The 26,235-nt window shown below is 71.1% G+C and carries 27 protein-coding genes; 18 read left to right on the top strand and 9 right to left on the bottom strand.

Going from position 1 to position 26,235, the window contains the following annotated elements:
- Window positions 1-21 precede the first annotated feature (21 nt).
- Together ACQUS7_RS14485 and btuC are read right to left on the bottom strand one after the other, a co-directional pair.
- Entirely contained in the window at window positions 22-981 is a 960-nt protein-coding gene (locus ACQUS7_RS14485) for a heme ABC transporter ATP-binding protein (RefSeq protein WP_435147946.1), read from the bottom strand.
- Complete coding sequence (gene btuC / locus ACQUS7_RS14480) at window positions 978-2,099, bottom strand: vitamin B12 ABC transporter permease BtuC (RefSeq protein ID WP_435126840.1); 1,122 nt, start codon at window positions 2,097-2,099, stop codon at window positions 978-980. Before btuC ends, ACQUS7_RS14485 begins: the two co-directional genes overlap by 4 nt.
- A 60-nt stretch (window positions 2,100-2,159) precedes the next feature.
- Between btuC and ACQUS7_RS14475 the strand changes: the two genes are divergently transcribed.
- The 9 genes from ACQUS7_RS14475 (at window position 2,160) to ACQUS7_RS14435 (ending at window position 8,236) form a co-directional block, all read left to right on the top strand.
- On the top strand, window positions 2,160-3,320 hold the full coding sequence (locus ACQUS7_RS14475) for a PGF-CTERM-anchored ABC transporter substrate-binding protein (protein ID WP_435126842.1): 1,161 nt from the start codon (window positions 2,160-2,162) through the stop codon (window positions 3,318-3,320).
- A gap of 34 nt (window positions 3,321-3,354) precedes the next feature.
- The gene (gene srp19, locus ACQUS7_RS14470) at window positions 3,355-3,636 is read left to right on the top strand and encodes a signal recognition particle subunit SRP19 (RefSeq protein WP_435126843.1); all 282 of its coding nucleotides are present in this window, start codon (window positions 3,355-3,357) and stop codon (window positions 3,634-3,636) included.
- A 9-nt stretch (window positions 3,637-3,645) separates the two neighbouring features.
- Entirely contained in the window at window positions 3,646-3,876 is a 231-nt protein-coding gene (locus ACQUS7_RS14465; RefSeq protein ID WP_435126845.1) for an H/ACA ribonucleoprotein complex subunit GAR1, read from the top strand.
- A gap of 349 nt (window positions 3,877-4,225) precedes the next feature.
- Window positions 4,226-4,474 carry an antitoxin VapB family protein gene (locus tag ACQUS7_RS14460; protein WP_435126847.1) on the top strand — a complete coding sequence of 83 codons (249 nt, stop codon included), beginning with the start codon at window positions 4,226-4,228 and terminating at the stop codon, window positions 4,472-4,474.
- Window positions 4,471-4,866, top strand: coding sequence for a PIN domain-containing protein (locus tag ACQUS7_RS14455; protein WP_435147942.1), 396 nt, complete (start codon window positions 4,471-4,473; stop codon window positions 4,864-4,866). Before ACQUS7_RS14460 ends, ACQUS7_RS14455 begins: the two co-directional genes overlap by 4 nt.
- Window positions 4,867-5,177: 311 nt before the next feature.
- Window positions 5,178-5,447, top strand: a complete 270-nt coding sequence (locus tag ACQUS7_RS14450; RefSeq protein ID WP_435126851.1) for a type II toxin-antitoxin system HicB family antitoxin — start codon at window positions 5,178-5,180, stop codon at window positions 5,445-5,447.
- Between the two features lie 31 nt (window positions 5,448-5,478).
- Window positions 5,479-5,697, top strand: coding sequence for a type II toxin-antitoxin system HicA family toxin (locus tag ACQUS7_RS14445; RefSeq protein ID WP_435126853.1), 219 nt, complete (start codon window positions 5,479-5,481; stop codon window positions 5,695-5,697).
- A 121-nt stretch (window positions 5,698-5,818) separates the two neighbouring features.
- Window positions 5,819-7,336 (top strand): Asp-tRNA(Asn)/Glu-tRNA(Gln) amidotransferase subunit GatB, encoded by a 1,518-nt coding sequence (gene gatB / locus ACQUS7_RS14440; RefSeq protein WP_435147939.1) that lies wholly within the window; start codon window positions 5,819-5,821, stop codon window positions 7,334-7,336.
- Between the two features lie 156 nt (window positions 7,337-7,492).
- A complete protein-coding gene (locus ACQUS7_RS14435; protein ID WP_435126857.1) occupies window positions 7,493-8,236 on the top strand; it encodes a creatininase family protein in 744 nt (247 codons plus the stop codon).
- A 113-nt stretch (window positions 8,237-8,349) separates the two neighbouring features.
- Here the strand turns inward: ACQUS7_RS14435 and ACQUS7_RS14430 are convergent, their stop codons facing one another.
- Entirely contained in the window at window positions 8,350-9,462 is a 1,113-nt protein-coding gene (locus ACQUS7_RS14430; RefSeq protein WP_435147937.1) for a bactofilin family protein, read from the bottom strand.
- A 117-nt stretch (window positions 9,463-9,579) separates the two neighbouring features.
- Complete coding sequence (locus ACQUS7_RS14425) at window positions 9,580-11,448, bottom strand: S9 family peptidase (RefSeq protein ID WP_435147935.1); 1,869 nt, start codon at window positions 11,446-11,448, stop codon at window positions 9,580-9,582.
- Between the two features lie 227 nt (window positions 11,449-11,675).
- On the opposite strand from ACQUS7_RS14425, the gene ACQUS7_RS14420 reads away from it, so the two are divergent.
- The 5 genes from ACQUS7_RS14420 (at window position 11,676) to ACQUS7_RS14400 (ending at window position 18,437) form a co-directional block, all read left to right on the top strand.
- Complete coding sequence (locus ACQUS7_RS14420; RefSeq protein ID WP_435147933.1) at window positions 11,676-14,225, top strand: DNA topoisomerase I; 2,550 nt, start codon at window positions 11,676-11,678, stop codon at window positions 14,223-14,225.
- Window positions 14,226-14,354: 129 nt separating this feature from the next.
- Window positions 14,355-15,062 (top strand): phosphoglycerol geranylgeranyltransferase, encoded by a 708-nt coding sequence (locus ACQUS7_RS14415; RefSeq protein WP_435147931.1) that lies wholly within the window; start codon window positions 14,355-14,357, stop codon window positions 15,060-15,062.
- 96 nt (window positions 15,063-15,158) lie between these two features.
- Entirely contained in the window at window positions 15,159-16,463 is a 1,305-nt protein-coding gene (aspS, locus tag ACQUS7_RS14410) for an aspartate--tRNA(Asn) ligase (RefSeq protein WP_435147929.1), read from the top strand.
- 144 nt (window positions 16,464-16,607) lie between these two features.
- Entirely contained in the window at window positions 16,608-17,510 is a 903-nt protein-coding gene (locus tag ACQUS7_RS14405; RefSeq protein WP_435147927.1) for a pantoate kinase, read from the top strand.
- 102 nt (window positions 17,511-17,612) lie between these two features.
- On the top strand, window positions 17,613-18,437 hold the full coding sequence (locus ACQUS7_RS14400; protein WP_435147925.1) for a 4-phosphopantoate--beta-alanine ligase: 825 nt from the start codon (window positions 17,613-17,615) through the stop codon (window positions 18,435-18,437).
- 45 nt (window positions 18,438-18,482) lie between these two features.
- On the opposite strand, the gene ACQUS7_RS14395 is transcribed toward ACQUS7_RS14400, so the two are convergent.
- Both ACQUS7_RS14395 and ACQUS7_RS14390 read right to left on the bottom strand, forming a co-directional pair.
- On the bottom strand, window positions 18,483-19,655 hold the full coding sequence (locus ACQUS7_RS14395) for a molybdopterin-dependent oxidoreductase (RefSeq protein ID WP_435147923.1): 1,173 nt from the start codon (window positions 19,653-19,655) through the stop codon (window positions 18,483-18,485).
- Between the two features lie 48 nt (window positions 19,656-19,703).
- Window positions 19,704-20,729 carry a glutathione S-transferase family protein gene (locus tag ACQUS7_RS14390; protein ID WP_435147921.1) on the bottom strand — a complete coding sequence of 342 codons (1,026 nt, stop codon included), beginning with the start codon at window positions 20,727-20,729 and terminating at the stop codon, window positions 19,704-19,706.
- 138 nt (window positions 20,730-20,867) lie between these two features.
- Between ACQUS7_RS14390 and ACQUS7_RS14385 the strand changes: the two genes are divergently transcribed.
- On the top strand, window positions 20,868-21,023 hold the full coding sequence (locus ACQUS7_RS14385) for a DUF7563 family protein (RefSeq protein WP_435126875.1): 156 nt from the start codon (window positions 20,868-20,870) through the stop codon (window positions 21,021-21,023).
- A gap of 82 nt (window positions 21,024-21,105) precedes the next feature.
- Here the strand turns inward: ACQUS7_RS14385 and ACQUS7_RS14380 are convergent, their stop codons facing one another.
- The 3 genes from ACQUS7_RS14380 to ACQUS7_RS14370 all read right to left on the bottom strand — a co-directional run bounded on the left by ACQUS7_RS14380 (window position 21,106) and on the right by ACQUS7_RS14370 (window position 23,494).
- Complete coding sequence (locus ACQUS7_RS14380; RefSeq protein WP_435126876.1) at window positions 21,106-22,044, bottom strand: thiamine-phosphate synthase family protein; 939 nt, start codon at window positions 22,042-22,044, stop codon at window positions 21,106-21,108.
- A complete protein-coding gene (dcd, locus tag ACQUS7_RS14375) occupies window positions 22,041-22,700 on the bottom strand; it encodes a dCTP deaminase (RefSeq protein ID WP_435147918.1) in 660 nt (219 codons plus the stop codon). Before dcd ends, ACQUS7_RS14380 begins: the two co-directional genes overlap by 4 nt.
- Window positions 22,701-22,771: 71 nt before the next feature.
- Window positions 22,772-23,494 (bottom strand): YIP1 family protein, encoded by a 723-nt coding sequence (locus tag ACQUS7_RS14370; protein ID WP_435147916.1) that lies wholly within the window; start codon window positions 23,492-23,494, stop codon window positions 22,772-22,774.
- A 135-nt stretch (window positions 23,495-23,629) separates the two neighbouring features.
- Here ACQUS7_RS14370 and pth2 point away from each other — a divergent pair, with 135 nt between their 5' ends.
- The 3 genes from pth2 to truD all read left to right on the top strand — a co-directional run bounded on the left by pth2 (window position 23,630) and on the right by truD (window position 26,169).
- The gene (gene pth2, locus ACQUS7_RS14365) at window positions 23,630-23,968 is read left to right on the top strand and encodes a peptidyl-tRNA hydrolase Pth2 (protein WP_435126881.1); all 339 of its coding nucleotides are present in this window, start codon (window positions 23,630-23,632) and stop codon (window positions 23,966-23,968) included.
- Window positions 23,969-24,062: 94 nt separating this feature from the next.
- Window positions 24,063-24,728: a response regulator gene (locus tag ACQUS7_RS14360; RefSeq protein ID WP_435147914.1), complete on the top strand. Its 666-nt coding sequence runs from the start codon at window positions 24,063-24,065 to the stop codon at window positions 24,726-24,728.
- Between the two features lie 127 nt (window positions 24,729-24,855).
- Window positions 24,856-26,169, top strand: a complete 1,314-nt coding sequence (gene truD, locus ACQUS7_RS14355) for a tRNA pseudouridine(13) synthase TruD (RefSeq protein WP_435147912.1) — start codon at window positions 24,856-24,858, stop codon at window positions 26,167-26,169.
- Window positions 26,170-26,235: the final 66 nt, after the last annotated feature.

The following is a 26,235-nucleotide window of genomic DNA, read 5'->3' as shown; positions in this document are numbered from 1 at the left end:
CGGCCGGCGGCGGCGAAAGGGCTACCGGTTCGAATCGTCGCCGTCGTCGCCGTCGTCGTGGCCGGCGTGGTCGCCGTCGCCGTCGTCGTGGCCGGCGTCGGGCCGCTGTTCGCCGAGCGCGGTGAGCAGCGGCGTGTCGACGGCGGGGTCGCGGTTGAGCGCGGTGTCGACGCCGAACGACTCCGCGAGCGCGTCGTCCGCGAGGACGGCTTCGGGGTCGCCGGCCGCGCGGATTCGGCCGCCGGCGAGCAGGACGAGCCGGTCGCAGAACCGCGCTGCGAGGTTCAGGTCGTGGATGGCGGCGAGGGCGGCCTTCCCGTCGGCGACGGCGTCGGCGACGAGCCGGAACGTCCGGAGCTGGTGGTTGATGTCGAGGCTCGCGGTCGGCTCGTCGAGCAGCAGCGCCGGCGTGTCCTGCGCGAGCGCCCGTGCGAGCAGGAGCCGCTGACGTTCGCCGCCCGACAGCGTCGTGACGGCCCGGTCGGCGAACGCGGCGACTTCGGCGCGCTCCATCGCCCGCTCGACCGCGGCGTCGTCGTCGTCGCCGGCCTGCCCGAACCGGGAGACGTACGGCGTCCGGCCCATCTCGACGGCCTCCCGAACCGTGAACTCGAAGCTGAACGTCGCGTCCTGCGGCACCGTCGCGACGCGGCGCGCCGTCGCCCGGCGGCTCAGCCCCGCGACGTCGTCGCCGGCGAGCGCCACGCGGCCGGCGTCGGGCGTCAGCGTCCCGTTGAGCACCCGGATGAGCGTCGTCTTCCCGGCGCCGTTCGGGCCGACGAGCCCCACCAGTTCGCCCGCGTCGACGTCGAGTGACACGCCGTCGAGCACCGTGTCGCCGCCGAGCGCGACGGAGACGTCGGTGGCGCGGATGCGCGGCTGCTCCGCGTCGCCGGCGCCGTCGTCAGCGCCGCCGGCAGCGTCGCCGGCGCGGCTCGTCGCGGGGGTATCGCGACTCGCGTCGGCGTCGCCGCGGCTCACAGTTCGTACACCTCGCGCTTGCGGAGCAGGTAGAGGAAGAAGGGGGCGCCGGCGGCGGCGGTGACGATGCCGACGGGGAGTTCGGCGGCGCCCGAGCGGGCGACGGTGTCGGCGGCGACGAGGAAGGCGCCGCCGGCGAGCGCGCTGGTCGGCAGCAGGACGCGGTGGTCCGGGCCGACGACGAGCCGGAGCGCGTGCGGGACGATGAGGCCGACGAAGCCGATGACGCCGGAGACGGCGACGGCGGCCGCCGTGAGAACCGAGGAGACGGCGAGCAGCGCGCGTTTGCTGCGCTCGACGTTCACGCCGAGCGCGCCGGCGTCGGACTCGCCGAGCAGCAGCACGTTCAGGTCGCGGCTGTACGCGAACAGCACCGCGACGAGCGGCGGGACGACGAGCGCGACGGCGCCGACGTCGCCCCACGAGGCGTTGTCGAGGTGGCCCATCAGCCAGTAGACGACGCGGCGCATCGACTCGCCGCTGCGGAGCAGCAGGTACGACGTGACGGCGCCGAGGAACGTCTGGACCGCGACGCCGGCGAGCAGCAGCGTCGCGACCGGGGTGCGGCCGTCGCGGGTGGCGACGAGGTAGACGCCGAAGCCGGCGAGGAGCGCGCCGACGAACGCGGCGCCGCCGAGGCCGACGAACGGCAGACTCCCCAGCGGGCCGAGCGCGGCGACGATGGCGCTCGGCGCGACGATCCAGGCGACCGCGCCGACCGCGGCGCCGGAGGACACGCCGACGATTGACGGGTCCGCCATCGGGTTCCGGAAGAACCCCTGCATGACGGCGCCGGCGGACGCGAGCGCGACGCCGACGAACGCGCCGAGCAGGATGCGCGGCAGCCGGACCTGCATGACGATGGTGCTGTTCACGTCGGAGACGGGGAAGGAGAACGGGTGGGCGTACCGGAGCCGGACCGGGAGGCCGGCGGCGTCCGCGCCGACGCCGCCCGCGAGGTCGACGCCCACCGGGACGGCGACGCTGTTCGCGAGCACGGCGAGGACCGTGCGCGCCGGGATGGACACCGGGCCGACGCCGGCGCTCACCGTCACGACGGCGGCGAGCACGCCGGCGAGCACCGCGGAGTAGGCCGCGGCGCGGCTCCAGGGACGCATCGATAACTCAACCAGAGTTGGTTTAGGTACATATTTATTGCTTTCTCCGTAGGAACGAGTATGCGACAGTTCACAGCGATTCTCGTCACCGCCGCCGTCCTGCTCGCCGGCGTCGCGCCAGCGGCCGGCGCAGCGGGCGCAGCGGGCACAGCGGCCGGCGCAGCACCGGCCGGCACGGACGCCCCGCTCCAGCAGAGCGGCGGCGCGGCGCAGTGTTCGTTCCCGTTCACGGCGACCGACGCCACCGGGACCGAAGTGACCGTCGAGGAGAAGCCCGAGCGCGTGACGACGCTCGCGCCCAGCGCCGCCCAGACGATGTGGGAGATCGGCGGGAAATCGCAGGTCGTCGGCGTCTCCAGGCACGCGACCTACCTCGACGGCGCCGAGTCGCGGACGAACGTCTCGGCGGGCTTCTCCGTCAGCGTCGAGGCGGTCGTCGGCACGAACCCGGACCTCGTGCTGGCGCCGAACGTCATCCCGACTGACACGGTGACCGCGCTGCGGAACGCCGGGCTGAAGGTGTTCTACATGTCCGCCGCCACCAGCGTCGCGGACGTCCGGAACAAGACGACGCTCATCGGCCGCCTCACCGGGAACTGCCGGGGCGCCGCCGAGGCGAACGCCTGGATGACCGCGAACGTCGACGCGGCGGCGCAGGCGACAGCCGACGTCGAGCCGGTGCGGGCGCTCTACCCGCTCGGCGGCGGCTACGTCGCCAACACCGGGACGTTCATCTCCGCGATGATGCGGGCGTCCGGCGCCGAGAACGTCGTCGCGGAGGCGAACGTCTCCAAGCTGTATCCGCAGCTCAGCAGCGAAGTGATTCTGCAACTGCAGCCCGACTGGCTCGTGTTGAGCAGCGGCTCGTCGTACCTGCTCTCGCAGGAGCCGTACGCGAGCACCCCCGCGGTGCAGAACAACAACACGGTGACCGTGAACGCCAACTACCTGAACCAGCCGGCGCCGCGGTCGGTCGTCATGGCGGTCCGGACGATGACGAAGGCGTTCCACCCCGAGGCGGCCGCATCCGCCGAGTTCGAGACGCGCGCCGAAGTCGAAGCGTCGATGTCGACGCCGACGCCCGAGCCGACCACCGCCGCCTCGACCACGGCGACGACCGACTCGCCGGCCGAGTCGACCGCGACCACCGGCGCCGGCTTCGGCTTCGCCGTCGCCGCGCTCTCCGTCGCCGTCGCGGCGCTGCTCGCACGCCGCCGATAGCACCCTTTTTCCGCGCGGGCCACGGCGTCCCGGTATGGTCGAAAACGTCCTGTGGCCTGCGTACTTCGACGCGGCGCTCACCCGCTCTGCGGGGCGGCGCGTCCCGGCGGACCTCGCGGTCGCGGAGCCGACGGTGGACGAGATCGCGAAGGCGGTCCAGCAGGTCGGCTACGACGCGAAAATCGAGCGGGACGCGACGTACAGCCGCGAGTACGAACAGCGCGGCCGCGTCCTCGTCACCGGCACCGAAGAGACCGCGAAGAACGACCTGGTGCAGGCGGTCGGCGCCTACCTCGGCGTCATCCGAGGCGACTGAGGTGCCGCGATGAGACGCGTCGGCGAAGTCGTCCGGACGGCGCAGGGGCTCGCCGTCGTCCGCGTCCCGCCCGACACCGACCCGGTCGACGTCGGCGCGGAAGTCGTCGACGAGTCGCTGACCAGAGTCGGCTGGGTCGTCGACGTGTTCGGACCGGTCGACCGGCCGTACGTCGCGGTCACCCCGACCGACGAATCGCGCCTCGCCGGGCTGCTCGGCGAGAAACTGTACTCGCGGTAGGGTCACGTCACGACAGTCGTCCATCCACGGCGCTCGCCGTATTCTTCCGGGCGTTCAGCCAAACACTCAAGAATCGCGTGCGCTTACCGATTCAACTGCTCCAGCTTCAGTACCATTCTGAGTGACATCCTCCCCGCCGTAAACGGCGAGGTTTTAGCGCCTATTCCGCCCAGATAAATGGCTTGAACGTCCTTCTATCCGCGTGCAATGGGCCTTCCCGGATTGATTCTCGGTATACTGACGTTTGGTACAGGCGCTGTTGGGCCGATGCGTACGGAGCGCCCGAGTGGTTCACTGACTACTCCTGACCCAAGGGCTAAGCCGTGTCAACGCTAACGTTGACGTAACGATGGCGACCGCTGATGAGCAGATTCGGGTGAGCGACCGTGTGAAGCGGGAACTCAACCGCCTCCGGCGTGAGGGAGAGAGCTACAACGACGTCCTGGAGCGCGTCCTCGACGAGGACCGCGTCGGCGACTTCTACGACGGGTTCGGCCGCTGGTCCGACGAGGAGGCCGAGCGCGTCCGTGAAGGGCGTCGGAAGTCGAAGGAGAAGCGGAAGCAGCGGATGCGAGAGCGGACTGAGGACGCTACATGAAGGTCCTCGACGCGACGTTTCTCATCGACTACCTGGACGGCGTCGAAGCGACGAAGGAGTTCTACGAGGCGGCTGGAGCCCAGAACGAGCGTTGGGTGATGCCCGTCCCGGCGTACGCCGAGGCACTTGTCGGTGAGGGGAACCTCCCGAACGGCGACGTCGCCGGCGCTCGTGCTGACCTCTCGTGGGGAGAGAAGTACGAGGTGGACGAGAGGACGGCAGTGACAGCGGGGGAGATCGCGGACGAGGTCGCCCCGGGCGGGCCGTACCTAGACGGTCTCGACGCACTGATCGCAGCGGTCGGGCGTGAACTGGACGCGCCGGTTGTTTCTGCCGACGGTGACCTCACCCACGAGGAGACGAAGAAGGTCGTTGACGTCGAAGAATACTGACCGGGCAGACTGACAGCACGGCCCCTCGACTGACAGCACGACCGTATTGTCGGCCACCAGTTTTGATGACCGTAAACTGGTAGGCGTGTGAGCGGTACGTTCGCACACCTACTTGCCGATTTAGCCGTTTCAGTTTCAGGCACCGATAGTGTTCAGATACGGATGAAGGGTGAGGCTGAACGATTTATGAGTGTTCTATGCTCGAAACCGACCGTATCGACGGTAGTGCCGACTGCTTCGAGTTAGCGTTTCTGGAGCGTTGACTACCCGGCCAAACGCTTATTCGACGCCTACCGCTATTCGTAGCTAAGATGGCCAGTTCGACCAGAGACGGCGGGGACCACACCGACGAGATTCGCCTCTGGCGTGAAGACGACTGGTGGGTGGCTGAAGACGTCGAAACCGGCGTCACGACACAGGGACAGTCTCGGGCGGTCGCGCTGGAGAACCTCGACGAGGCAGTTGCGCTGAACGAAGGCGATGTCGGCACCGAGCCGAGCGACGAGGAACTCCGTGAACTCGGCATCGACCCGGCGGACAACACGACGGGAGAAGACGAACCGCCGGACGTACTCGACTGATGGGGGGCGGGCGTTCTCGGGGCGGGAGGTCGTGAAGGCGCTGGTCAACGCAGGCGGCTTCGAGTGGCGACGGACCGCTGGCGACCACGCACAGCTCTCCTACGAACATCCGTCGAACGACAGTGACCAGCGGCGCGTCACGGTTCCGTTGCACGACGAACTCCGGACGGGGACGCTGCGCAGTATCGCGAAGCAAGCCGGAGCGAACGACTTCGACGCGTTCTGCGACTGGATCGACCGGAACGGGTGACCCGTTCGGTCGACGGTCCGCAACCCCCAACACTGACCGGTCCTCGCCGCCCGGTCTCTGCGGCGGATTCGGGCGCGTCATCTCGTCAGGCTTTACCTGCGTGGGCGCAAACGCCGCCGTAATGGCACAAGCAGCCGAGCAGGGCGAACTCGTCCCCGTCATCGGGCTGGAGGTCCACGTCCAGCTCGAGACGGAGACGAAGGTGTTCTGCGGGTGTTCGACGGAGCCCGCCGAGGACGAGGCGCCCAACACGCGCGTCTGCCCGGTCTGTCTCGGGCTCCCCGGGGCGCTCCCCGTGCTGAACGAGGCGGCGGTGGAGGCCGCGGTGAAAGTCGGGAAGGCGCTGGACGCCGACATCCCCGAGCAGACCCGGTTCCACCGGAAGAACTACTACTACCCCGACCTGCCGAAGAACTTCCAGATTACGCAGTACGACGCGCCGCTGTGCGCCGACGGCACGCTGTCGTTCAGCCACGAGGGCGACCGGCACGAGGTGTCGGTTCGGCGCGCCCACCTCGAAGAGGACCCGGGCAGCATCCGGCACGTCCGCGACGGGACGCAGGACCTCGACGTCCGGACGACGTCGGTGGACCGCGCGGACTACACGCTCGTCGACTACAACCGCGCCGGGACGCCGCTGATGGAGGTCGTCACGGAGCCGGACTTCCGCGACCCCGCCGAGGTCCGCGCGTTCCTCGAGAAACTGGAGGAGGTGCTGGAGTACCTCGGCGTGTTCGACGCGTCCCGCGACGGCAGCCTCCGCATCGACGCGAACCTCTCGATGATTCCGGGGTCGGAGATCCGCGACGACGGCACCATCCCGACGGAGACGCTCGAATCCGCGAACCGGACCGAGGTGAAGAACATCTCCAGCCACAAGGGCGCCCAGACCGCGCTGAGCTACGAGGAGAGCCGGCAGGAGAACCTGCTGCGCCGCGGCAAGGCGGTCGAACAGGAGACGCGGCACTTCAACGAGACGCACGGCAACACCATCTCGATGCGGTCGAAAGAGGAGGAGAAGGACTACCGGTACTTCCGGGAGGCCGACCTGCCGCCGCTGCAGGTCGCCCACTGGAAGGAGGAAATCGCGATTCCGGAGCTGCCCGACGCCCGCCGCGCCCGGTTCCGCGACGAGTACGGCCTCGACGAGGAGGCCGCCGCGAAACTCACGTCCCGGAAGCAGGTCGCGGACTTCTTCGAGGCGGTCGCCGCCGAGTTCGACCCGTCGGTCGCCGCGACCTGGGTCGCCGACAACCTCCTCGGCGAACTCCACTACCGCGACATGACAATCGACGACGTCGACGACCGGCTCGACGAGTTCATGCGGCTCATCGAGCTGGTCGACCAGGACGAACTCACCGTGAAGAACGCGGAGGAGACCGTGCTGCGCGCGATGCTCGACGAGGGCGTCGCCCCGGACGAGGTCATCGAACGCGAAGGGCTCGGGAAGGCCGGCGAGAGCGAAGTCGTCGACGCCGTCCGCGACGCCATCGAGGAGAACCCGGACGCCGTCGAGGACTACCACGAGGGCGAAGGCGGCGCGCTCAACTACCTCGTCGGCCAGGTGATGCAGCGCACCGGCGGCTCGGCCGACCCCGGCACCGTCAACGAACTGCTCCGCGACGAACTCGAATCGTAGCGCGGCGACCCGGGCCGTCCCGCGGTGTCGATTCGCCCCGCGGCGACTCGATTTCTCCTGCGGCGCGTCGCGGCGCTTCTCTCGGCTGTTCTGCGGCGTCGCGGACGGGTCGCCGGTTCCCGGAGGGTTTTGGGTGCTGGGGGCGCCGGGACCGGTATGCCCGAAACCGCGGACGACCTGCACACGATGACGTGGGAGGACGCCGGCGAGTCTTTGCTGTCGGCCGACTGCGTGATTCAGCCGACCGGCAGCACCGAGCAGCACTCCACGCACCTCCCGGTGTCCGTCGACACGCTGCGCGCGGACCACCTTTCGGCGGAGCTGGTGGACGCCGCCGCCGACCACGACCTGGAGTTCGTTCGGCTGCCGACGCTGCCGTACGGCGACTCCGAACACCACATGCGGTTCCCCGGCACCGTGACGCTGAGCCAGGACACCTACAAGTCCGTCCTCGTCGACGTCGGCGAGTCGCTCGCCGCCCACGGCGTCGACCGCGTCCTGTTCTTGAACTGCCACGGCGGCAACAAGCAGGCGCTCGACCTCGCCACCGACCGGCTGAACCGCGACACCGACCTCGCGGCGCACTTCGTCCACTGGACCGACTTCGCCCGCGACGAACTCGAAGCCGAGTTCGGCGACGACTGGGGGCACGCCGGCGACCACGAGACGTCGTTCGTGGAGCTGTTCCGCCCCGACCTCGTCAAACAGGAGAAGAAGCAGCCGCAAGACGCCGCCGAGATGCCGAAGACCCGGTCGTGGACGTACTTCGACGACGTCACCGAACTCGGCGGCCTCGGCGACCCGACGAACTCCGACCCGGAGTTCATGGAGGACGTCGTCGCCGACACCACTGACAGCATCCTCTCGGCGCTGCGCGACGACATCGACGACGGCTGGTGAACCGCGAACGGGGACTCACGGGCGGCGACCGACGCGCGGAGCCGTCCGTAGCGGCCCGTGGCGGTGCGTGAGGAAGCGAAACGCGGCGAGACCGAAATTAGTTCTGCGGGTGTTCAGGCGGCGACGTCGTCGGTTTCCGGGGTCGACGGGCGGCCGGCGGGGCCGGTGCCGGTGTCGCCGTCGCGGCCGTCGTAGCGGGCGCGGACGACGGTGACGACGGCGCCGACGCCGACGAGCGTCAGGGCGAGTCGGAGCAGGCCGCCGCCGGGGACGAACTGGGTGAGTGCGACGACGAGCAGCCCGACGGCGAGCGCCCGCCACGCCGAGTCGCTGTCGGCGTCGGCGGCGCGGAGCGCCCAGGCGCCGAACGTGTACGCGCCGAGCACCAGGCCGGCCCACAGCAGCAGCGCGTACGCCGCGCCGCCGAGCAGCGCCAGCGGGATGCCGATGACGGTGACTGCGACCAGCACGAGCGCCAGCGGGACGCCGACGAGCGCGAGCAGCCCGATACCGCCGCTGCGCGCCGCGTCGGTCAAGCCGGCGTCGCGGACGTCGGCGGCGAACTTCGGGGCGACGAGGACGAACAGCGCGCCGAGCGCGAGGTGGGCGAGCGTCCGGTAGGCGACGCCGACCCACGACGGGACGGCGAACAGGCCGCCGGGGCCGCCGTCGAAGCCGACGACGCTGCCGCCGTAGCCGAGGTCGGCGCGGCTGACCGTGCCGGCGACGCCGCTGCCGGCGTACGCGAAGTCGTCGGAGTCGTACGTGACGCTGCCGCCGACGGCCGCGGTCGGGCCGATGCGGACGCGGTCGGCACCGATTCGGACGTCGCCCGCGACGGCGCCGTCGATGACGACGTCGCCCGCGCCGACGTCGAGGGCGCCGCCGACGACGCCGGACTCGCGGAGCGCGAACGCGCCGGCGCCGACGTCGACGTCGCCGTCGACGCGGCCTTCGATGGTCACGGCGCCGCCCGACCCGAGGAGGTCGCCGGTGACGACGCCGGAGGGCGCAATCTGGACGGTGCCGCCGACGGCGTTGACGTCGCCGTCGACAGTCCCGTAGACGACGACGGTGCCGCCGACCGCGTCGAGGGTCCCGTCGACGGTTTCGCCGGCGGCGACGACGACGGCCCCGCCGACCCGCTCGTCGGCCGCCGCCGGCGCGACGGCGACGAGGAGGACGACGAACAGCACCGCGAACAGCCGCGAAACGGAGAGGTTCATGTTCGGCTGTCCCGACGCCGCTGGAGACGATAAAATAGCGTCGGACGCGTGTTATCTCGGCGCAGCCCGCCGCTGTGCGGCGAATCCGGACGGGTCGTCGCTGCGGTCGCGGCGCCGTCAGACGTGCTCGTCGAGGAACGACGCGATGGCTTCGAACTCCTCGATGCGGTTCTCGCGGGACGTGGTGTGGTGGCCCTCGTCGTCGAACACGAGGTGCTCGACGGGGACGCCCTGTTCGCGGACCGCGTCGACGACCTGCTCGGTCTCCTCGACCGGGACGCGCGGGTCGTTGGCGCCGTGCTGGACGAACAGCGGGCAGGCGACGTTGTCGATGTGGGTGAGCGGCGACACCGACTTGAGGAAGTCGTAGTCGTCGTCGAGGCTGCCGTACTCGGCTTCGCGGTGGCTGCGCCGCCACTCGCCGGTGTTCTCGAGGAACGTCGTGAAGTCCGCGATGCCGACGAAGTCGACGGCGGCCGCCCACAGGTCGGGGTACTCGGTGATGGCGGCGAGCACCATGAAGCCGCCGTACGACCGGCCGTAGGCGACGACGCGGTCGGTGTCGGCCGCCGGCCGGTCGGCGAGCCAGTCGACGGCGGCGGCGACGTCCGCGACCGAGTCCATCCGTTTTTCCACGTCGTCAAGGTGGCTGTACGCCTTCCCGTAGCCGGCGGAGCCGCGGACGTTCGGTTCGAGGACGGCGTAGCCGCGGTTCACGAAGAACTGCTTCACCGGGTAGAACCACGGGCGGCGCTGGTGCTCCGGGCCGCCGTGAATGTCGACGATGACCGGCGCCGGGTCGTCGGCGTCGGCCGCCGGCGGCGCCGTCCAGTACGCCGGAATCTCGCGGCCGTCGAACGTCTCGTAGTGCACCGTCTCGGCGTCGTGGAACGCCGCGGACGGCAGGCCGTTCGTGCCGACCGGCGTCCAGTCCGTGCCGTCCGCGTCGTCGAACGCGGCGACGTGGACGCCGTACGGCTCCGTCGGCGCCGTGTGGGTGTACGCGTAGCGCGCGGCGTCGCCGTCGAACGCGACTCCCTGCACGACGCCGTCGACCGTCGGCGCCGCGGCCGCGGTGAACTCGTCGCCGTCGAGGACGCCGGCGCGGACCGCCGAGTAGCCGCCTTCGTTCACCGTGAACGCGCAGCGGCCCGTCTCGCGGTCGTACGCGAACGAGTCGACGTCCCAGGCGTCGGTGCCGGGTTCGCCGAGCGCGTCGTCGTGGCCGGCGACCGGCGTGATGGCGGTGGCGCCGTCGGCGCTCTCCGCCGGGTCGACGCGGGCGACGTAGGCGGTGTCGGCGCCGTGGTTCGTGACGCAGTAGAGCCCGCCGTCGTCGCCGAAGTGGACGTGGCTGTACGTCGCCTCCGAGCCGTCCGACAGCGTCGTCGACGCCCCGATGTCGAGGTCGAGCACGGCGAGTTCGTCGTCGTAGCTGCTGTGCGGCTTCGTCACGGCGAGCAGTTCGCCGTCCGGGCCGAACGCCTCGACGGAGAGCCAGCCGCCCGGCCCCTCGTACACCAGTTCGGGGTCGCCGTCGAGCCGCTGGACGTACACGTCGAACCGGCCGTCCGCGTCGCGGTTCGCGGTGTAGGCGACGCGGTCGCCGTCCGGCCCCCAGGCGCCCCAGTCGTGTTTCGACTCGGGGTCGTCGGTGAGCGCCGAGTCCGCGCCGGTGTCGAGGTCGTAGTGGCGGAGCTGGTCGCGCTCGTCGCTCCCGCGGTCCATCGCGTACACGAACGTCTCGTCGGTCGGCGACGCCGCGACCGCCGAGACGCGCTCCTCGTGCGGCGTGAGCCGCGTCGGCCACGTCCCGGCGGCTTCGGTCGTCCACACCTGCGGCGTCCCGGACGTGTCCGCGAGGAACAGCAGCCGGCCGGCCGGCGTGAGCGTCGGCGAGTCCACGTGTTCGATGGCGAGGAAGCGCGCGACGCCGTAGTCGGGGTCGGCGCCGCCGCCAGCGTCGTCGGTGTCGGAGTCGCTCATGGCTGTACTGCCGACGGGCCGCTGGTAAAGGATTGGGCCACCGGCGAACCGGGCTGGCGGGGAACCTGACCGCCGACGAATCGGGCTGTCGGGGAACCGGCCCGCCGACGAACCAGGTCGCCGACGAACTCGCGTGGCGCTTCAGTCGCCGTTTCGTGGTCGTTCCGGGGCGGGAGTTCCGAGCGCGAAACCTTTAGAAGGTGAATCGGCCTATCTTCCCGCAACGAATGGAGCTCATCATCACGGAGAAGGACAACGCCTCGCGGCGGATCTCCGAAATCCTCTCCGGCGGGTCGTACGACTCCGAGCGGCAGGCCGGGGTGAACGTCTACCGGTGGGGCGGGACGCGCTGCATCGGGCTGTCCGGCCACGTCGTCGGCGTGGACTTCCCGCCGGAGTACGACGACTGGCGGGACGTCGAGCCGGTCGAACTCATCGACGCGCCGGTACAGAAGCGGCCGACCCAGGAGAACATCGTCCGGGCGCTGCGGCTGCTCGCCCGGAACGCCGACCGGGTCGTCATCGCGACCGACTACGACCGCGAAGGCGAACTCATCGGGAAGGAGGCGTACGAACTCGTCCGCGAAGTGAACGAGGACGTCCCGGTCGACCGCGTCCGGTTCTCCTCCATCACGGAGCGGGAGGTGACGGAGGCGTTCGAGAACCCCGACGACATCGACTTCGACCTCGCGGCCGCCGGCGAGGCACGGCAGGTCATCGACCTCGTGTGGGGCGCCGCGCTCACCCGGTTCCTGTCGCTGTCGGCGCGGCAGCTCGGCGAGGACTTCATCTCCGTCGGCCGGGTGCAGGGGCCGACGCTGAAACTCATCGTCGACCGCGAACGCGAAATCCAGGCGTTCGACCCCGACGACTACTGGGAGCTGTTCGCCGACCTGCTGAAACGCGACGGCAACGTCGCGGACGACGCAGACGACGCCGCGGACCAGGCGTTCGAGGCGCAGTACTTCTACGAGGACGACGACGGCACGGAGGCCGAACGCGTCTGGGACCAGGTCGTCGCCGAGCAGGTGTACGAGGCGCTGTCGGCCGCCGACTCCGCGACCGTCGACTCCGTTCGGCGCCGCACCCGGACGGACGAGCCGCCCGCACCGTTCAACACGACGCAGTTCATCCGCGCCGCCTCCTCCATCGGCTACTCCGCCCAGCGCGCGATGAGCATCGCCGAGGACCTCTACACCGCCGGCTACATCACGTACCCGCGGACCGACAACACGGTGTACCCGGACGACCTCGACGAGCGCGACCTGCTCGACGACCTCAGCGGCGCCCGGCAGTTCGGCGACGACGCCGAGTCGCTGCTCGACCAGGAGGACATCACGCCGACCGAGGGCGACGAGGAGACCACCGACCACCCGCCGATTCACCCGACCGGCGAACTCCCGTCGGCGTCCGAGCTCTCCGAGGACGAATGGGAGGTGTACGAGCTGGTGGTGCGGCGCTTCTTCGCGACGGTCGCCGCGGACGCGACGTGGGAGCACCTCCGCGTCGTCACGCAGGTCCCGGCGGCCGACGCCGGCGTCAACGACGACGACACGCTGTCGCTGAAGAGCAACGGGAAGCGGCTCGTCGAGGCCGGCTACCACGACGTCTACCCGTACTTCTCCACGAACGAGAGCTACGTCCCCGGCGTCGAAGAGGGCGAGACGCTCTCCGTGTCGGACACCCGGCTGGAGGAGAAGCAGACGCAGCCGCCGCGCCGGTACGGCCAGTCACGGCTCATCGAAACCATGGAGGACCTCGGCGTCGGCACCAAGTCCACCCGCCACAACGTCATCCAGAAACTGTACGACCGCGGCTACATCGAGGGCGACCCGCCGCGGCCCACGAAGCTCGCCGAGGCGGTCGTCGAGGCGTCAGAGCAGTTCGCCGACCGCATCGTCAGCGACGAGATGACGGCGCAGCTCGAACAGGACATGCAGGCCATCGCGCGCGGCGAGAAAACGTATGACGAGGTCGCCGACGAGTCGCGCGAGATGCTCGACGCCGTCTTCGACGGCCTCACCGACTCCCGCGAGGAGGTCGGCGACCTGCTCCAGAAGTCGCTGAAAGCCGACAAGCAGCTCGGCCCGTGCCCGGACTGCGGCGAGGAGCTGCTCGTCAGAAAGAGCCGGCACGGCTCCTATTTCGTCGGCTGTGACGGCTACCCGGACTGCGAGTACACGCTGCCGCTCCCCTCCACCGGGAAGCCGCTCATCCTCGACGAGGAGTGCGACGAACACGGCCTCCACCACGTCAAGATGCTCGCCGGCCGCAAGACGTTCGTCCACGGCTGCCCGCAGTGCAGGGCCGACGAGGCCGACGAGGAGGAGGACATCGTCATCGGCGACTGCCCCGAGTGCGGCGACGAGCACGGCGGCGAACTCGCCATCAAGCGGCTCCGCAGCGGCGCCCGCCTCGTCGGCTGCACCCGCTACCCTGACTGCGAGTACTCGCTGCCGCTGCCGCGCCGCGGCGACATCGAAGTCACCGACGAGGAGTGCGACGAACACGGCCTCCCGCACCTCGTCGTCCACTCCGGCGACGAACCCTGGGAGCTCGGCTGCCCAATCTGCAACTACCGCGAGTACCAGTCCCGGCAGGCCGGCTCCGAACTCGAAACAATCGACGGCATCGGCGCCAAGACCGCAGAGAAACTGAAAGACGCCGGCGTCGAAGACGTCTCCTCGCTCAAAGACGTCGAACCCGACGAACTCGCCGCCGACGTCGACGGCATCGGCCCCGACACCGTCCGCGACTGGCAGGCGAAAGCGGACTGACCCGCTCCGCGCCTCGTCGACACCTGCGCCGGCCGTCGCCGGACGACCGGGAATCGTCGTCCGCGACGCCCGCCGGACACCCGCAATCCGCGCCCTTTTTAGCCCTCCTCAGACCATGCCTCGCCACGAATGAGTACGCCGTGGGACGACTGGGACCACGTTCTGAAAGTGGATCCCGACAAGGAGCTTTACGGGGACGACACGTTCGCGGACGTCTGCGAGACCGGCACCGACGCCATCGAGATCGGCGGCACCCTCGACATCACGGAGGAGAAGATGAACCGGGTGGTGGCGGCCTGCGCCGAACACGACGTGCCGCTGTTTCAGGAGCCGTCGAATCCGGGCGTCGTCACCGGCGCGGACGCGCTCGACGGCTACCTGATTCCGACGGTGTTCAACGCCGGCGAGCCGTTCTGGATTACCGGCGCGCACAAGGAGTGGGTCCGCATCGCCGACGAGATGGACTGGGACCGGACGCACACGGAGGCGTACATCGTGATGAACCCGGACGCGTCGGTCGCGGAGCTCACAGGCGCGGACTGCGACCTCGACGCCGAGGAGGTGGCGGCGTACGCCCGCGTCGCCGAGCGGATGTTCGGCCAGGACATCGTCTACGTCGAGTACTCCGGCACGTTCGGCGACACCAACGTCGTCGGTGCGGCGCAGGACGCGCTCGACGACGCCACGCTGTTTTACGGCGGCGGCATCCACGACTACGACTCCGCGAACGAGATGGGCCGCTACGCCGACACCGTCGTCGTCGGCGACCTGCTGCACGACGAAGGCGTCGACGCCGTCCGCGAAACCGTCGACGGCGTCAAGGACGCACACGAATAGGCGTCGTCGCGGCCGTCGCTGATTCACATCGTCGTTCGGGAGGGTCGGTGTCGGGAATCGACCGACTTTAAGCCCCGCACGCCGGAACAGCCTCGTATGGAAGGTCGAACCTACACGGCCGACGCCGAGCCGGGCGACGAGGTCACCGTCGCCGGCTGGGTGCACGAAAAGCGGGACCTCGGCGGCATCGCGTTCCTCATTCTGCGCGACACCTCCGGGAAGATCCAGGTAAAATTCGAGAAGGACGAGATGGACGACGACCTCGTCGAAACCGGGCTGGACGCCCACCGCGAGTCGGTGCTGTCCGTCTCCGGCACCGTCAAGGAGGAGCCGCGGGCGCCGACCGGCGTCGAGGTCGTCCCGGAGTCCATCGACGTGCTGGCCGCCGCGGACCCCGAACTGCCGCTCGACCCGTCCGGGAAGGTGGACGCGGAGCTTCCGACGCGGCTCGACAACCGCACGCTCGACCTCCGGAAGGACGAAGTGAAAGCCATCTTCGAGATTCGCGCCGAGATTCTGCGCGCCGCCCGCGACACGTTCCGCGCGCTCGGCTGCACAGAAATCAACACGCCGAAAATCGTCGCGACCGGGACCGAGGGCGGCACGGAGCTGTTCCCCATCACGTACTTCGGCGAGGAGGCGTTCATGAACCAGAGCCCGCAGCTGTTCAAGCAGCTGATGGCCGGCTCCGGGCTGGAGCGCGTCTTCGAAATCGGCCCGATTTTCCGGGCGGAAGAGCACAACACGCCGCGGCACCTCAACGAGGCGCACAGCATCGACTTCGAGGGCGCGTTCTGCGACCACCACGAGGCGATGGACGCCGCGGAGGCCGTCACGACCGCCGCCTACGACGCCGTCGCGGAGAACTGCGAGGAGCAGCTCGAAGCGCTCGGCATGGCCGAGGAGTTCGACGTGCCGGACGGCGACTTCCCGCGGCTGAGCTACGAGGAGGCGCTCGAACGCATCAACGCGACCGGCGAACTCGACGAGCACCTCGTCTGGGGCGACGACCTGTCGACCGAGGCCGAACACGTCCTCGGGCAGGAGGTCGGCGAGCACTACTTCATCACCGACTGGCCCAGCGAGGTCAAGCCGTTCTACATCAAGGACCACGACGACGACGAGGAGCTGTCGACCGGCTTCGACATGATGCATCCGCGGATGGAGCTCGTCTCCGGCGGCGCCCGCGAACACCGCCACGAGAAGCTCATCGAGGGCTTCGAACAGCAGGGGCTCGACCCCGAGGAGTTCGAGTACTACACGAAGATGTTCCGGTACGGCATGCCGCCGCACGCCGGCTGGGGGATGGGCGCAGAGCGGCTCGTCATGACCGTCCTCGGGCTGGAGAACATCCGCGAAGCCGTCCTGTTCCCGCGCGACCGCCAGCGGCTCAGCCCGTAGCGCCGCCCGCCACGCCCCGGTTTTCCGGCGGCGACTCGGCTCGCCGAACCGATTTTCGACGCCGACTCAGACCCCCTGGTTTCGGCTCCGGGTCGGCCGTCGCGTTCCACAACCGATACTTACCCGCCGCGTCAGGTACGGACGATGACCGACGAGGCGACCGCGTTCGCGCCGGGACACGTCACGGCCTTCTTCGCACCGTACCCCGACGACTCGCCGGCCCGCGCCGGGTCGCGCGGCGCCGGCTTCGCACTCGCCGACGGCGTCGAGGTGACGGTGCGCCGCGGCGACGACGCGGCCGACGAGACCGGGAGCGGCGCTGGCGGCGCCGCCGGCGACCGCGACAGCGACGTGGTCCTCGACGGCGTTCCGGCGGAGATGGAGGCCGTGTCGCTGACGCTGGACGCGCTCGGCGTCGGCACCGACACGGCGCCCGCCGAGGTGGAGGTGACGACGGACCTCCCGGTCGGCGCCGGGTTCGGCGTCTCCGGCGCGGCGGCGCTCGCGACGGCGCTCGCGGCGAACGACCTGTTCGACCTGCAGCGCTCCGAGAACGGGCTGGTGAACGCTGCGCACGTCGCGGAGGTGGAGGCCGGAACCGGGCTCGGCGACGTCGTCGCGCAGTTCCGCGGCGGCCTCCCGATTCGGCTGGAGCCGGGCGCGCCGACGTACGGCCACTTCGACGGGCTGCCGGCGCGGCCCACCGTCGAGTACGTCACGTTCGGCGAACTGTCGACCGCGGAGGTGCTCGACGGCGACCTCGACCCGGTCCGGGAGGCCGGCGAGGCGGCGCTGACGCGGCTGATGCGTCGGCCGTCAGTCGAGGAGCTGTTCGCGGCGTCCCGGGAGTTCGCGGGCGACGCGGGGCTGCTCGTCCCGGAGGTCGCGGAGGCGGTCGACGCCGTCGAGGCGGAGGGCGGCCTGGCGTCGATGGCGATGCTCGGCCGCACCGCGTTCGCGCTCGGCACGGGGCTGTCGGACGCCGGCTACGACGCCGAACGGTGCGGGACGCACCCGACCGGCGCCACGGTCCTCGACGGCCGATAGGCCTGCCGCGCGGCGGCGACCCGGTCGCGCTGCGGGCGGCGCCGGAACCGACCGGCGTCGCCGATAGCCGGCTTTTTCGCGGCGCGTCTCCGAGACCGAGCCATGAGCGACGACACCTCCGGCGGCGACGACTCCGACGCCGAGGATGCCGACGTCCCGGACGCCCCCGGCGAGGTCGACCACGAGTCCGAAATCCCCGAAGACCACCCGCGGTACGAGTCGCTGCTGACGCGCCACCGCATCGAGGCCGGCGTCGAGAAGGGCATCACGTCGACGCAGGGGCTCATCGCGGAGGGCCGCGGCGAGGCGTTCGACTACCTGCTCGGCGAGCGCACCATCGACAGCGCCGACCGCGCCGAGCGCGCCGCCGCCGCCCACCTGCTGCTCGCCGACCACCCGGTGGTGTCCGTGAACGGCAACGTCGCGGCGCTCGTCCCGGCGGAGGTCGTCGAACTCGCGGACGTCGTCGGCGCCGACGTCGAAGTGAACCTGTTCAACCGGACGGAGGAGCGCGTCGAAGCCATCGCCGACCACCTCCGCGAGCACGGCGCCGACGAGGTGAAGGGGCTGACCGCGGACGGCCGCATCCCGGGGCTGTCACACGAGCGCGCCAAGGTCGACGCCGACGGCATCGGCGACGCCGACGTCGTCGTCGTCCCGCTGGAGGACGGCGACCGCGCCGCGGCGCTCGGCGAGATGGGGAAGACCGAAATCGTCATCGACCTGAACCCGATGAGCCGGTCCGCGCAGGTCGCCGCCGTCCCCGTCATCGACAACATCATCCGCGCGGTGCCGAACATCACGGCGCACGCCCGCGACCTCGCCGACGCGGACGACGAGACGCTGCGGCGCATCGTCGACGAGTTCGACCGGGAGGCGGCGCTCCGCGACGCCGAGCGCGCCATCCGCGACGGCGACCTGGAGTAGTTCTGCGGCTCGTTCGGGCACTCGCACGGCCGCCGGCGCGGCGGCTCAGTCGAACCCAGAAATCAGCGTGACGAGCCACTGCGCCGGGTCGCCGCGGCGGCGCACCTCGACGCGCTCGACCCACTTCACCCACTGGAAGCCGCGGCGCCCAGGCGCCACCAGGCGAGCGGGCGCGCCGTGGCCGTGGCTGAGTTCGTCGCCGCCGACGTGCGTCGCCAGCAGCGCCTCGCGCGCCTCCGCGACCGGGAGCGACCACCGGTAGCCCGTCACGGAGACGAACCGGACGAACCGGGCGTCGTCGGCGACGCCGGCCCGGTCGAGGAGGTCGCCGACGCGGACGCCGCCCCAGCGCTGCACCGTGTACCAGCCGCTCGTGCAGTCCAGCGTCGCGTCGAGCGTCGCGGCGCCGCCGCCGGCGGTTTCATCGTCGGCGGGTTCGTCGCTGTCGGCGCTCGCGTCCGCGCCGGCTGCTTCGTCGCCGCCGCCGGCCGCGTTGCCCGCGCGGTCGACGTCGTCGACGCCGAGGGCGAGTTCGGCGTCGACCGCGCCGGCGACCGTCAGCGTCCAGGCGTCGCGGTCGACGGGGTCGGGGTCGTCGGCGACCCACGACGTCACCGGGAAGTCGCCGCCGCGGGTGTCTGCTGCGGAGAGGTCGCCGACGGGCTTCGAGCCGGTGAAGCGGCGGTCGGCGCCGCCGAGCAGTCGGTCCGCCGTCTCGGAGGCGCGCCACGCGACCGCGCCGCCGACGAGGACCGCCCCGGTTTTCAGCGCCGCGCGCCGGTCGGCGTCGACGCGGCGCGGCGAGTGGTACCGCGCCCGGAGGTGGACGACGACGAGCGGCACCAGCAGCAGTCCGAGGCCGACGTGGAGGTTCAGCGTCGTCCAGCCCCACAGCGGCACGTTCCCGCCGAGCACCCAGAACAGCCCGGTGGCGACCGCCGCGACGGCGACGGCGGCCTGCAGCACCGACAGCGGCGTCGCGGCGTCCCAGCCGGCGCGGTCGACGACGCGGCGCCGCACCCGCCACAGCTTCGCGGCGAGCAGCGCGGCGAGCGAGAGCCCGACGGCCGCGTGCAGCCAGAACAGCCACGCGCCGCTCCGCGTCCCCGTGGTGAACGACGCGAGCCCGGAGCCGACCGCGACGGCGACGCCGGCGGCCAGCGCCCAGTCGACGACGCGCGGCGGCGGCGTCAGCGCGGCCAGGACGGACCGGAGCACGGTCGCCGTTCGGGCGCTACCGGCATAGTTCTCCGGTGTGCAGCCGGGTCACGCCGCGTCGCCGGTCAGTTCCTCGGGCGGGCCGCCGGGGAGGCTGTCGCGGCGGTGCGGCGCGGAGAAGTCGATGTCGGGGCCGGTCGGCACCAGCCGCTTCGGGTTCAGGTCGGCGTGGCTCTTGTAGTAGTGCCGCGTGATGTGGTCCACGTTCACCGTCTTGGCGACCCCCGGCGTCTGGTAGACGTCCTTCGTGTACTCCCAGAGGTTCGGGTACTCGTGGACCGCGCGACGGTTACACCGGAAGTGGGTGTGGTAGACGTGGTCGAACCGGACGAGCGTCGCGAACATCGCGAGGTCGGCCTCGGTGAGGCGGTCGCCGGCGAGGTAGCGCTGCTCGCCGAGCAGGTCCTCGTAGCGGTCGAGCGCGTCGAACAGGTCGTCGACGGCGTCGTCGTACGCCTCCTGCGTCCCGGCGAAGCCGGCGCGGTAGACGCCGTTGTTGATGGTCGGGTAGATGTCGTCGATGCGGGCGTCGATCTCCTCGCGGTACCCCTCCGGGTAGAGGTCGACGCCGTTCCCGAGGTCGTCGAACGCGGTGTCGAGCATCCGCATGATCTCCTCGGACTCGTTGTTCACCACGGTCTCCTGCTGTTTGTCCCACAGCACCGGGACGGTGACGCGGCCCGTGTACTCCGGGTCGGCTTTCGTGTAGACGTCTCGGAGGTAGTGCGCGCTGTTCAGCGGGTCCGGGTGCGCCTCGCTGAACTCCCAGCCGTCGTCGTACCGCTCCGGCTGGACGAGCGACAGCGAAATCGCGTCTTCGAGCCCCTTCAGCGACCGGGTGAGCGCGACGCGGTGCGCCCACGGGCAGGCGCGGCAGATGTAGACGTGGTACCGCCCCGGTTCGGCCGGGAACTCCGGGTTGTCGACGCGCTCTCCGCCCGCCTCCCGGACGGCGCCGTCGACCCAGTCGCGGAACGACGTCTCGGTGCGCTCGAACTCCCCGCCGCCGCCCGTGTCCCGACGGACGTCGGTTCGCCACTCGCCGTCCACCAGCATGTTTGTCGCGTCGCTCATCGCGTGGACCTTCGGCGCCTCGCGGCAAAAATGGGTCGGCGCCGCGGCCGCCCCGAGACGCCCGCGACGACTGCACCCTGCGGAGTTTCAAACCGTTTTCACTGAAATTTATGGCGGCTCACCGCGACGACAGTCGTGATGCACGAGTGCCAGAACTGCGGGGCGGAGGTCACCGAACGGTACGCGCGGGTGTTCGCGCCGGACGAAACCGCCGGGCCGCGGGTGTGTCCGCGCTGTGACGACATGGTTCGCGACGGCGCCGACGTCAGGGAGGCGCGAGCGAACCGCGGCTAACCGCCGCGGCGACCCGGCGCCGCCGCATCCCGGCGCATCCCGCCGCCGTCGACGACCCGGCAGCGGCGACTCGCGTCCCCGGTCAGAGCAGGTGGTCGCGGACGGCGCGCGCGACGGTCGGGGCGTCCGGGCCGACCACGTAGACGATGGGTTCGATGCCGAAGCCGCCGGACTGGTACACCGCGAACGGTTCGTCGGCGTCGACGGCGGCGTCGCGGAGCGCCGACGCGATAGGGTTCGTCTCCGAGCCGGGTTCGACGTCGGCGCCGTCGCCGCCGCGCGCGTCGAACTCGACGGTCGGCACGTCGGCGTCGCGGAGCGCCGACACGACGTCCTCGTCGTACCGGACGTTCACGGCGGCGCGGGCGTCGACGCCGGCGGCGCGCACCGACAGCAGGACGCCGGCGACGTGCTCGCTGACGCCGAACTCCGGGTCGCCCGGCACCGACGCCCGGCCCTTCACGTCGAAGATGCGGCCCGGGACGGCGGCGACGTCCTCGATGTCGTCGGCGTCGGCGGTGCACTCGACGAGGTTCGACCCGACGTTCGGCACCAGGCCGGCGAACCCGGAGGCGTTCGTCAGCGTCCGGAGGCCGCGGCGCAGCGACGCCAGCACCCGCTCGCGTTCGCGCAGCCCGCTCTCGGGGTCGTGCACCGAGAAGTCGTACTCGGCGTCCGCCAGCTCCGGCATCGCCTCCTCGTGGAGGTCGGCGAGCAGGTCGCCGTCCTCCAGCCGCCGGATGAACACCTCCAGTTCGACGAGCGCGCCGACGCGGCTCAGTTCGCCGGACGCCAGCCCCTCGCCCACCCGCTCGACGACGTCGCCGACGCGGTCGTCCGCCAGCACCTCCCGGCGACGACTCACCTCGCCGTGGGCGTACTTCGACACCGCCGACTGACTGATTCCGAGCAGGTCGGCGACCTCGCGCTGGGTCAGCCCGCGGCCGCGGAGGTCCTCCGCGAGCATCGACCGGAGCGTCGGCAGGAACTCGTCGACGACGACCTCCTCGACGAACTTCATCCGTCGGCCCCCACCGAGTCGCCGTCAGCGGCACCGCCGGCAGCACCGCCAGCGCCGTCAGCGTCGCCGTCGCCCTCGACGTGGAACTCGGGGTCGTCGCCGATGCGGGAGGCCTGCGGGCCGCCCTGCCCCTGGTACTTCGAGCCGCGCTCGACGCCGTAGGGCCGTTCGGCGGGCGACTTCAGTTCGGTGAAGGTGAGCTGTGAGACGCGCATCCCGGGCGAGAGCGCGACCGGCGCGTTCCCGAGGTTCGACAGTTCGAGCGTGATGCGGCCCTCGAACCCGGGGTCGCAGAGGCCGGCGGTGGCGTGGACCACGATGGCGAGCCGGCCGAGCGACGACCGGCCCTCGACGTGCGCGACGAGGTCCGGCGGAATCTCGACGCGCTCTTTCGTGGTGCCGAGCACGAAGTCGCCGGGGTGGAGGATGAAGTCGTCGCCCTCCGGGACGTGCGTCTCCGTGACGTACTCGTCCACCTCGCGCTCGTCGTTCGGGTGGATGCACGGGATGTTGGTGCGGCGGAACTCTAGGAACTCCGAGCCGAGACGGAGGTCGACGCTCGCGGGCTGCACCTGCATGTCGACGTCGTCGAGCGGGTCGACGACGAGGTCCCCGTCGCGGAGCCGCGCGAGGATGTCGGTGTCCGCCAGTATCATGGTTCCACGACCGGCCCACGGGGACGTAAACCAACCGTTCCGCGGCGCTTCCGCCGCTCGGACGCCGCCGGTCAGACCAGTTCGAACAGCAGCCCGACGACGGTCGTGACGACGACCAGCGCCGCGGCGTCCGAGACGGAGACGTCCCGGAGTTCGGCCAGCCCGTACGTCCGAATCACGCCGGCCCACACCGCGACCACGACCGCGCCGCCCATCGACGCCGGGCCGACGGTCGCGACGACCGCTTCGAGCGCCTGCACCGCGCTCTCGGGGGTCCCGCCGATGGACGCGGTCCGGAGTTTGTACACGAGGAATCCGCCGACCGCGAACAGCCGGGCCAGGCTCGGCGCCATCCCCCAGCCCGCGACCGCGAGCGACCGCCCGAACTCGCCTTCCGCGTCGAACATCGCGCTGCCGACGTGGAGCACTACGCCCTGCACCAGCCACAGCAGTGGCACCACGACGAGCGTCGCCCACGGCAGCCACGAGTACTCCTCGAGGAGGAGCGCGCCGAGCCGCCGCTCGATGGTCTCCGGCACCGACGGGTCACAGCCGGTGCGCGTCGTGTTCAGCGGATTCGGCCCCTCACACACCCACTCCGGGGTGTGCGCCGGGTTCTGCACCTCGACCATGACGTCGAGCGTCGCCGCGAACTCGTGGAGCAGCACGCTGGCGCCGGCCGCTGACAAGACCGCGACGGCGCCGACGACGATTGTCGCGTCGCGCAGCGGCGCCGACGACTGTTCGGCGAAGTATTCCTGCGGGTGGAGGAGGGGCGTCCGGGGACCTGCCATGGTCGCACCGATGTTCCCGACCCGCCAAATGTGTTTGGAGTTCTCGGGCGGACGGCCGACGAACCGCCGCCGGCGACGCGGACCGGCGACCGCGTCGATGACAGGAGCTATACCGTCTCCGTCGCCACGTCCGGTATGAAGCAGGCCATCGTCGCGCGGACCGACATCGGCATGGGGAAGGGGAAGCTGGCCGCGCAGGTCGCTCACGCCGCGCTGTCGGCGTACGAGGACACCGACGAGCGGACGCGCCGCGAGTGGAAAGGCTCCGGGCAGAAGAAGGTCGTCCTGAAGGGGGAAAGCGAGTCGCAGCTGTTCGAACTCGCGGACGTCGCCGAACGCGAAGGGCTGCCGTACGCCGTCGTCCGCGACGCCGGCCACACCCAGCTCGAACCGGGGACCGTGACGGCGCTCGCCGTCGGCCCCGGCCCGGACAGCCTCGTCGACAAGGTCACCGGCGACCTCCCGCTGTACTGAGCTCCGCCGTCGCTCGGCGACCGCTCCGGAACCCTGCGCCGTTTTCTCGGGCCCCTAACGTTTTGAGTGAATGGGGCGTCCGTCCGGTACGGAGATGCCATCAGACGACCGTCCGTCCGTGCTCGTCGTCGACGACGAAGAGGACGTGACGCAGGCGTACGCGCTCTGGCTCGGCGACGACTACGACGTGACGACGGCGCACGACGGCGACGAGGCGCTCGACGCCATCGACGACGACACGGACGTCGTCCTCCTCGACCGGCGGATGCCGCGGCTGTCGGGCGACGAGGCGCTCGACCGCATCCGCGAGGCCGGCTACGACGCCCGGGTCGCGATGGTGACGGCGGTCGACCCGGACTTCGACGTCCTGGAGATGCCGTTCGACACGTACCTGACGAAGCCGGTGAGCCGCGAGGAGCTGCTGGACACGGTCGACGGGCTGGTGGCGCTGTCGAACTACGACGACGCGGTGCGCGAGCAGTTCTCGCTCGCAGAGAAGCGCGCGACCCTCGAACAGTCGAAGCCGCAGAGCGAACTGGCCGACAGCGAGGCGTTCGAGCGGCTGGAAGCCGAACTGGAGGCGGCCGCCGAGGCGGCCGACGACACGCTCGGCGACGTCGACCACGAGTCGATGAAGGCGGCGCTCTCCGGCCTCCCGGACGAGGAGGAAGGCACGTTCGCCGGCGCCGAAGACGACACCAACGGCGGGGCTCCGGGGGACGCCGCCGAGAACGGCGCCGACGGCTTCGGCTCGACGTAGCGGGCGACGTGCGGTGATGCGCGGTGGCGCCGGCGGCAGGGTGGGAGAGCGACCTCCGCCACGAGACGCGGACCGTCCGCGGCCGCGACAGGTAAGGCACTTCTCGGCGCGCCGTGAACGGCCGGTAATGCGCGAGGCGCACCCCCGCGAGCAGGCGACCGGCGTCGACTTCTACGTCAGCGACGCCGACGGCATCGGCGGCCGACTCCGCGCCGCCCCGGAGGACTTCCGGGTCCGCGAGCGCGAACGGATGGAGCCCGAGCCCGTCGACGCCGACCCCGGGTCGTACCCGCACCTCCTGCTCCGCGTGACGCTGCGGGGCTGGGACACGAACGACTTCGCCGGCCGGCTGAGCGACGCGCTCGGCGCCAGCCGCGAACGGGTGTCGTGGGCCGGCACGAAGGACAAACACGCCGTCACGACCCAGCTGTTCACGGTCCGGGACGCCGACCCGGACGACCTCCCGGACGTCAGCGGCGCCGACGTCGACGTGCTCGGCCGCGTCGGCCGCGCCCTGTCGTTCGGCGACCTCGCCGGCAACGAGTTCGAGATTCGGGTCCGCGACGCCGACGGCGACCCGGCGCCCGTCACGGCGGCGCTCCGCGAGTTCGGCGACGGCGACGTCGCGGTCCCGAACGTCTTCGGCCACCAGCGGTTCGGGAGCCGCCGACCCATCACGCACGAGGTCGGCCTCGCCGCCGTCCGCGGCGACTGGCGCGGCGCCGTCCTCGCCTACTGCGGATCGCCGCACGACGCCGAGCCGGAGGCGTCCCAGCGCGCCCGCCGCGTCGTCGAGGCCGAGGCGGCGTCCGACGACCCGGACTGGGCGGCCGCGCTCGACGCCATGCCGAGCCGGCTGCGGTACGAGCGGTCGATGCTCCACCGGCTCGACGAGGGCGCCGGCTGGCGCGAGGCGCTGGAGGCGGTGCCGTCGAACCTCCAGCGGCTGTTCGTCAACGCCGCCCAGTCGTACATCTTCAACCGCATCCTCAGCGAGCGGCTCCGGCGCGGCCTCCCGTTCACGGAGCCCGTCGCCGGCGACGTCTGCTGTTTCGCCGAACGCGACGTCGCGTTCCCGAAGCCCGACATGGACCGGATACAGCACGCCACCGACGACCGCGTCGACGTGCTCGCCCGGCACTGCGGCCGCGGCCGCGCGTTCGTCACGGCGCCGCTCGTCGGCACCGACACCGAACTCGCGGACGGCGAACCCGGCGACATCGAACGCGAAGTGCTCGACGACCTCGGCGTCTCCCCCGGCGACTTCGCGCTCCCCGACGCCTTCGAGTCCAGCGGCACCCGCCGCGCCGTCCTCGTCACCACCGACCTGACCGTCGGCGACCGCGACGGCGACCCGGTGTTCTCGTTCGCGCTCCCCTCCGGGTCGTACGCGACGGCGCTCCTGCGCGAGTACCTGAAGTGCGACCCCGAGCGGCTGTAGCGCCCCCGCGACCCGCAGGGCGTCGCGCGGTGCCGGCGAAGGGCCCGCCAATCCCACAGTATTTGT

The sequence above is a fragment of the Halobaculum sp. P14 genome (assembly GCF_051195155.1).
GTDB lineage: Archaea > Halobacteriota > Halobacteria > Halobacteriales > Haloferacaceae > JBNTKA01.
Note: the sequence above shows the minus strand (reverse complement) of the source record. Positions and strands in the feature narration are given on the sequence as shown.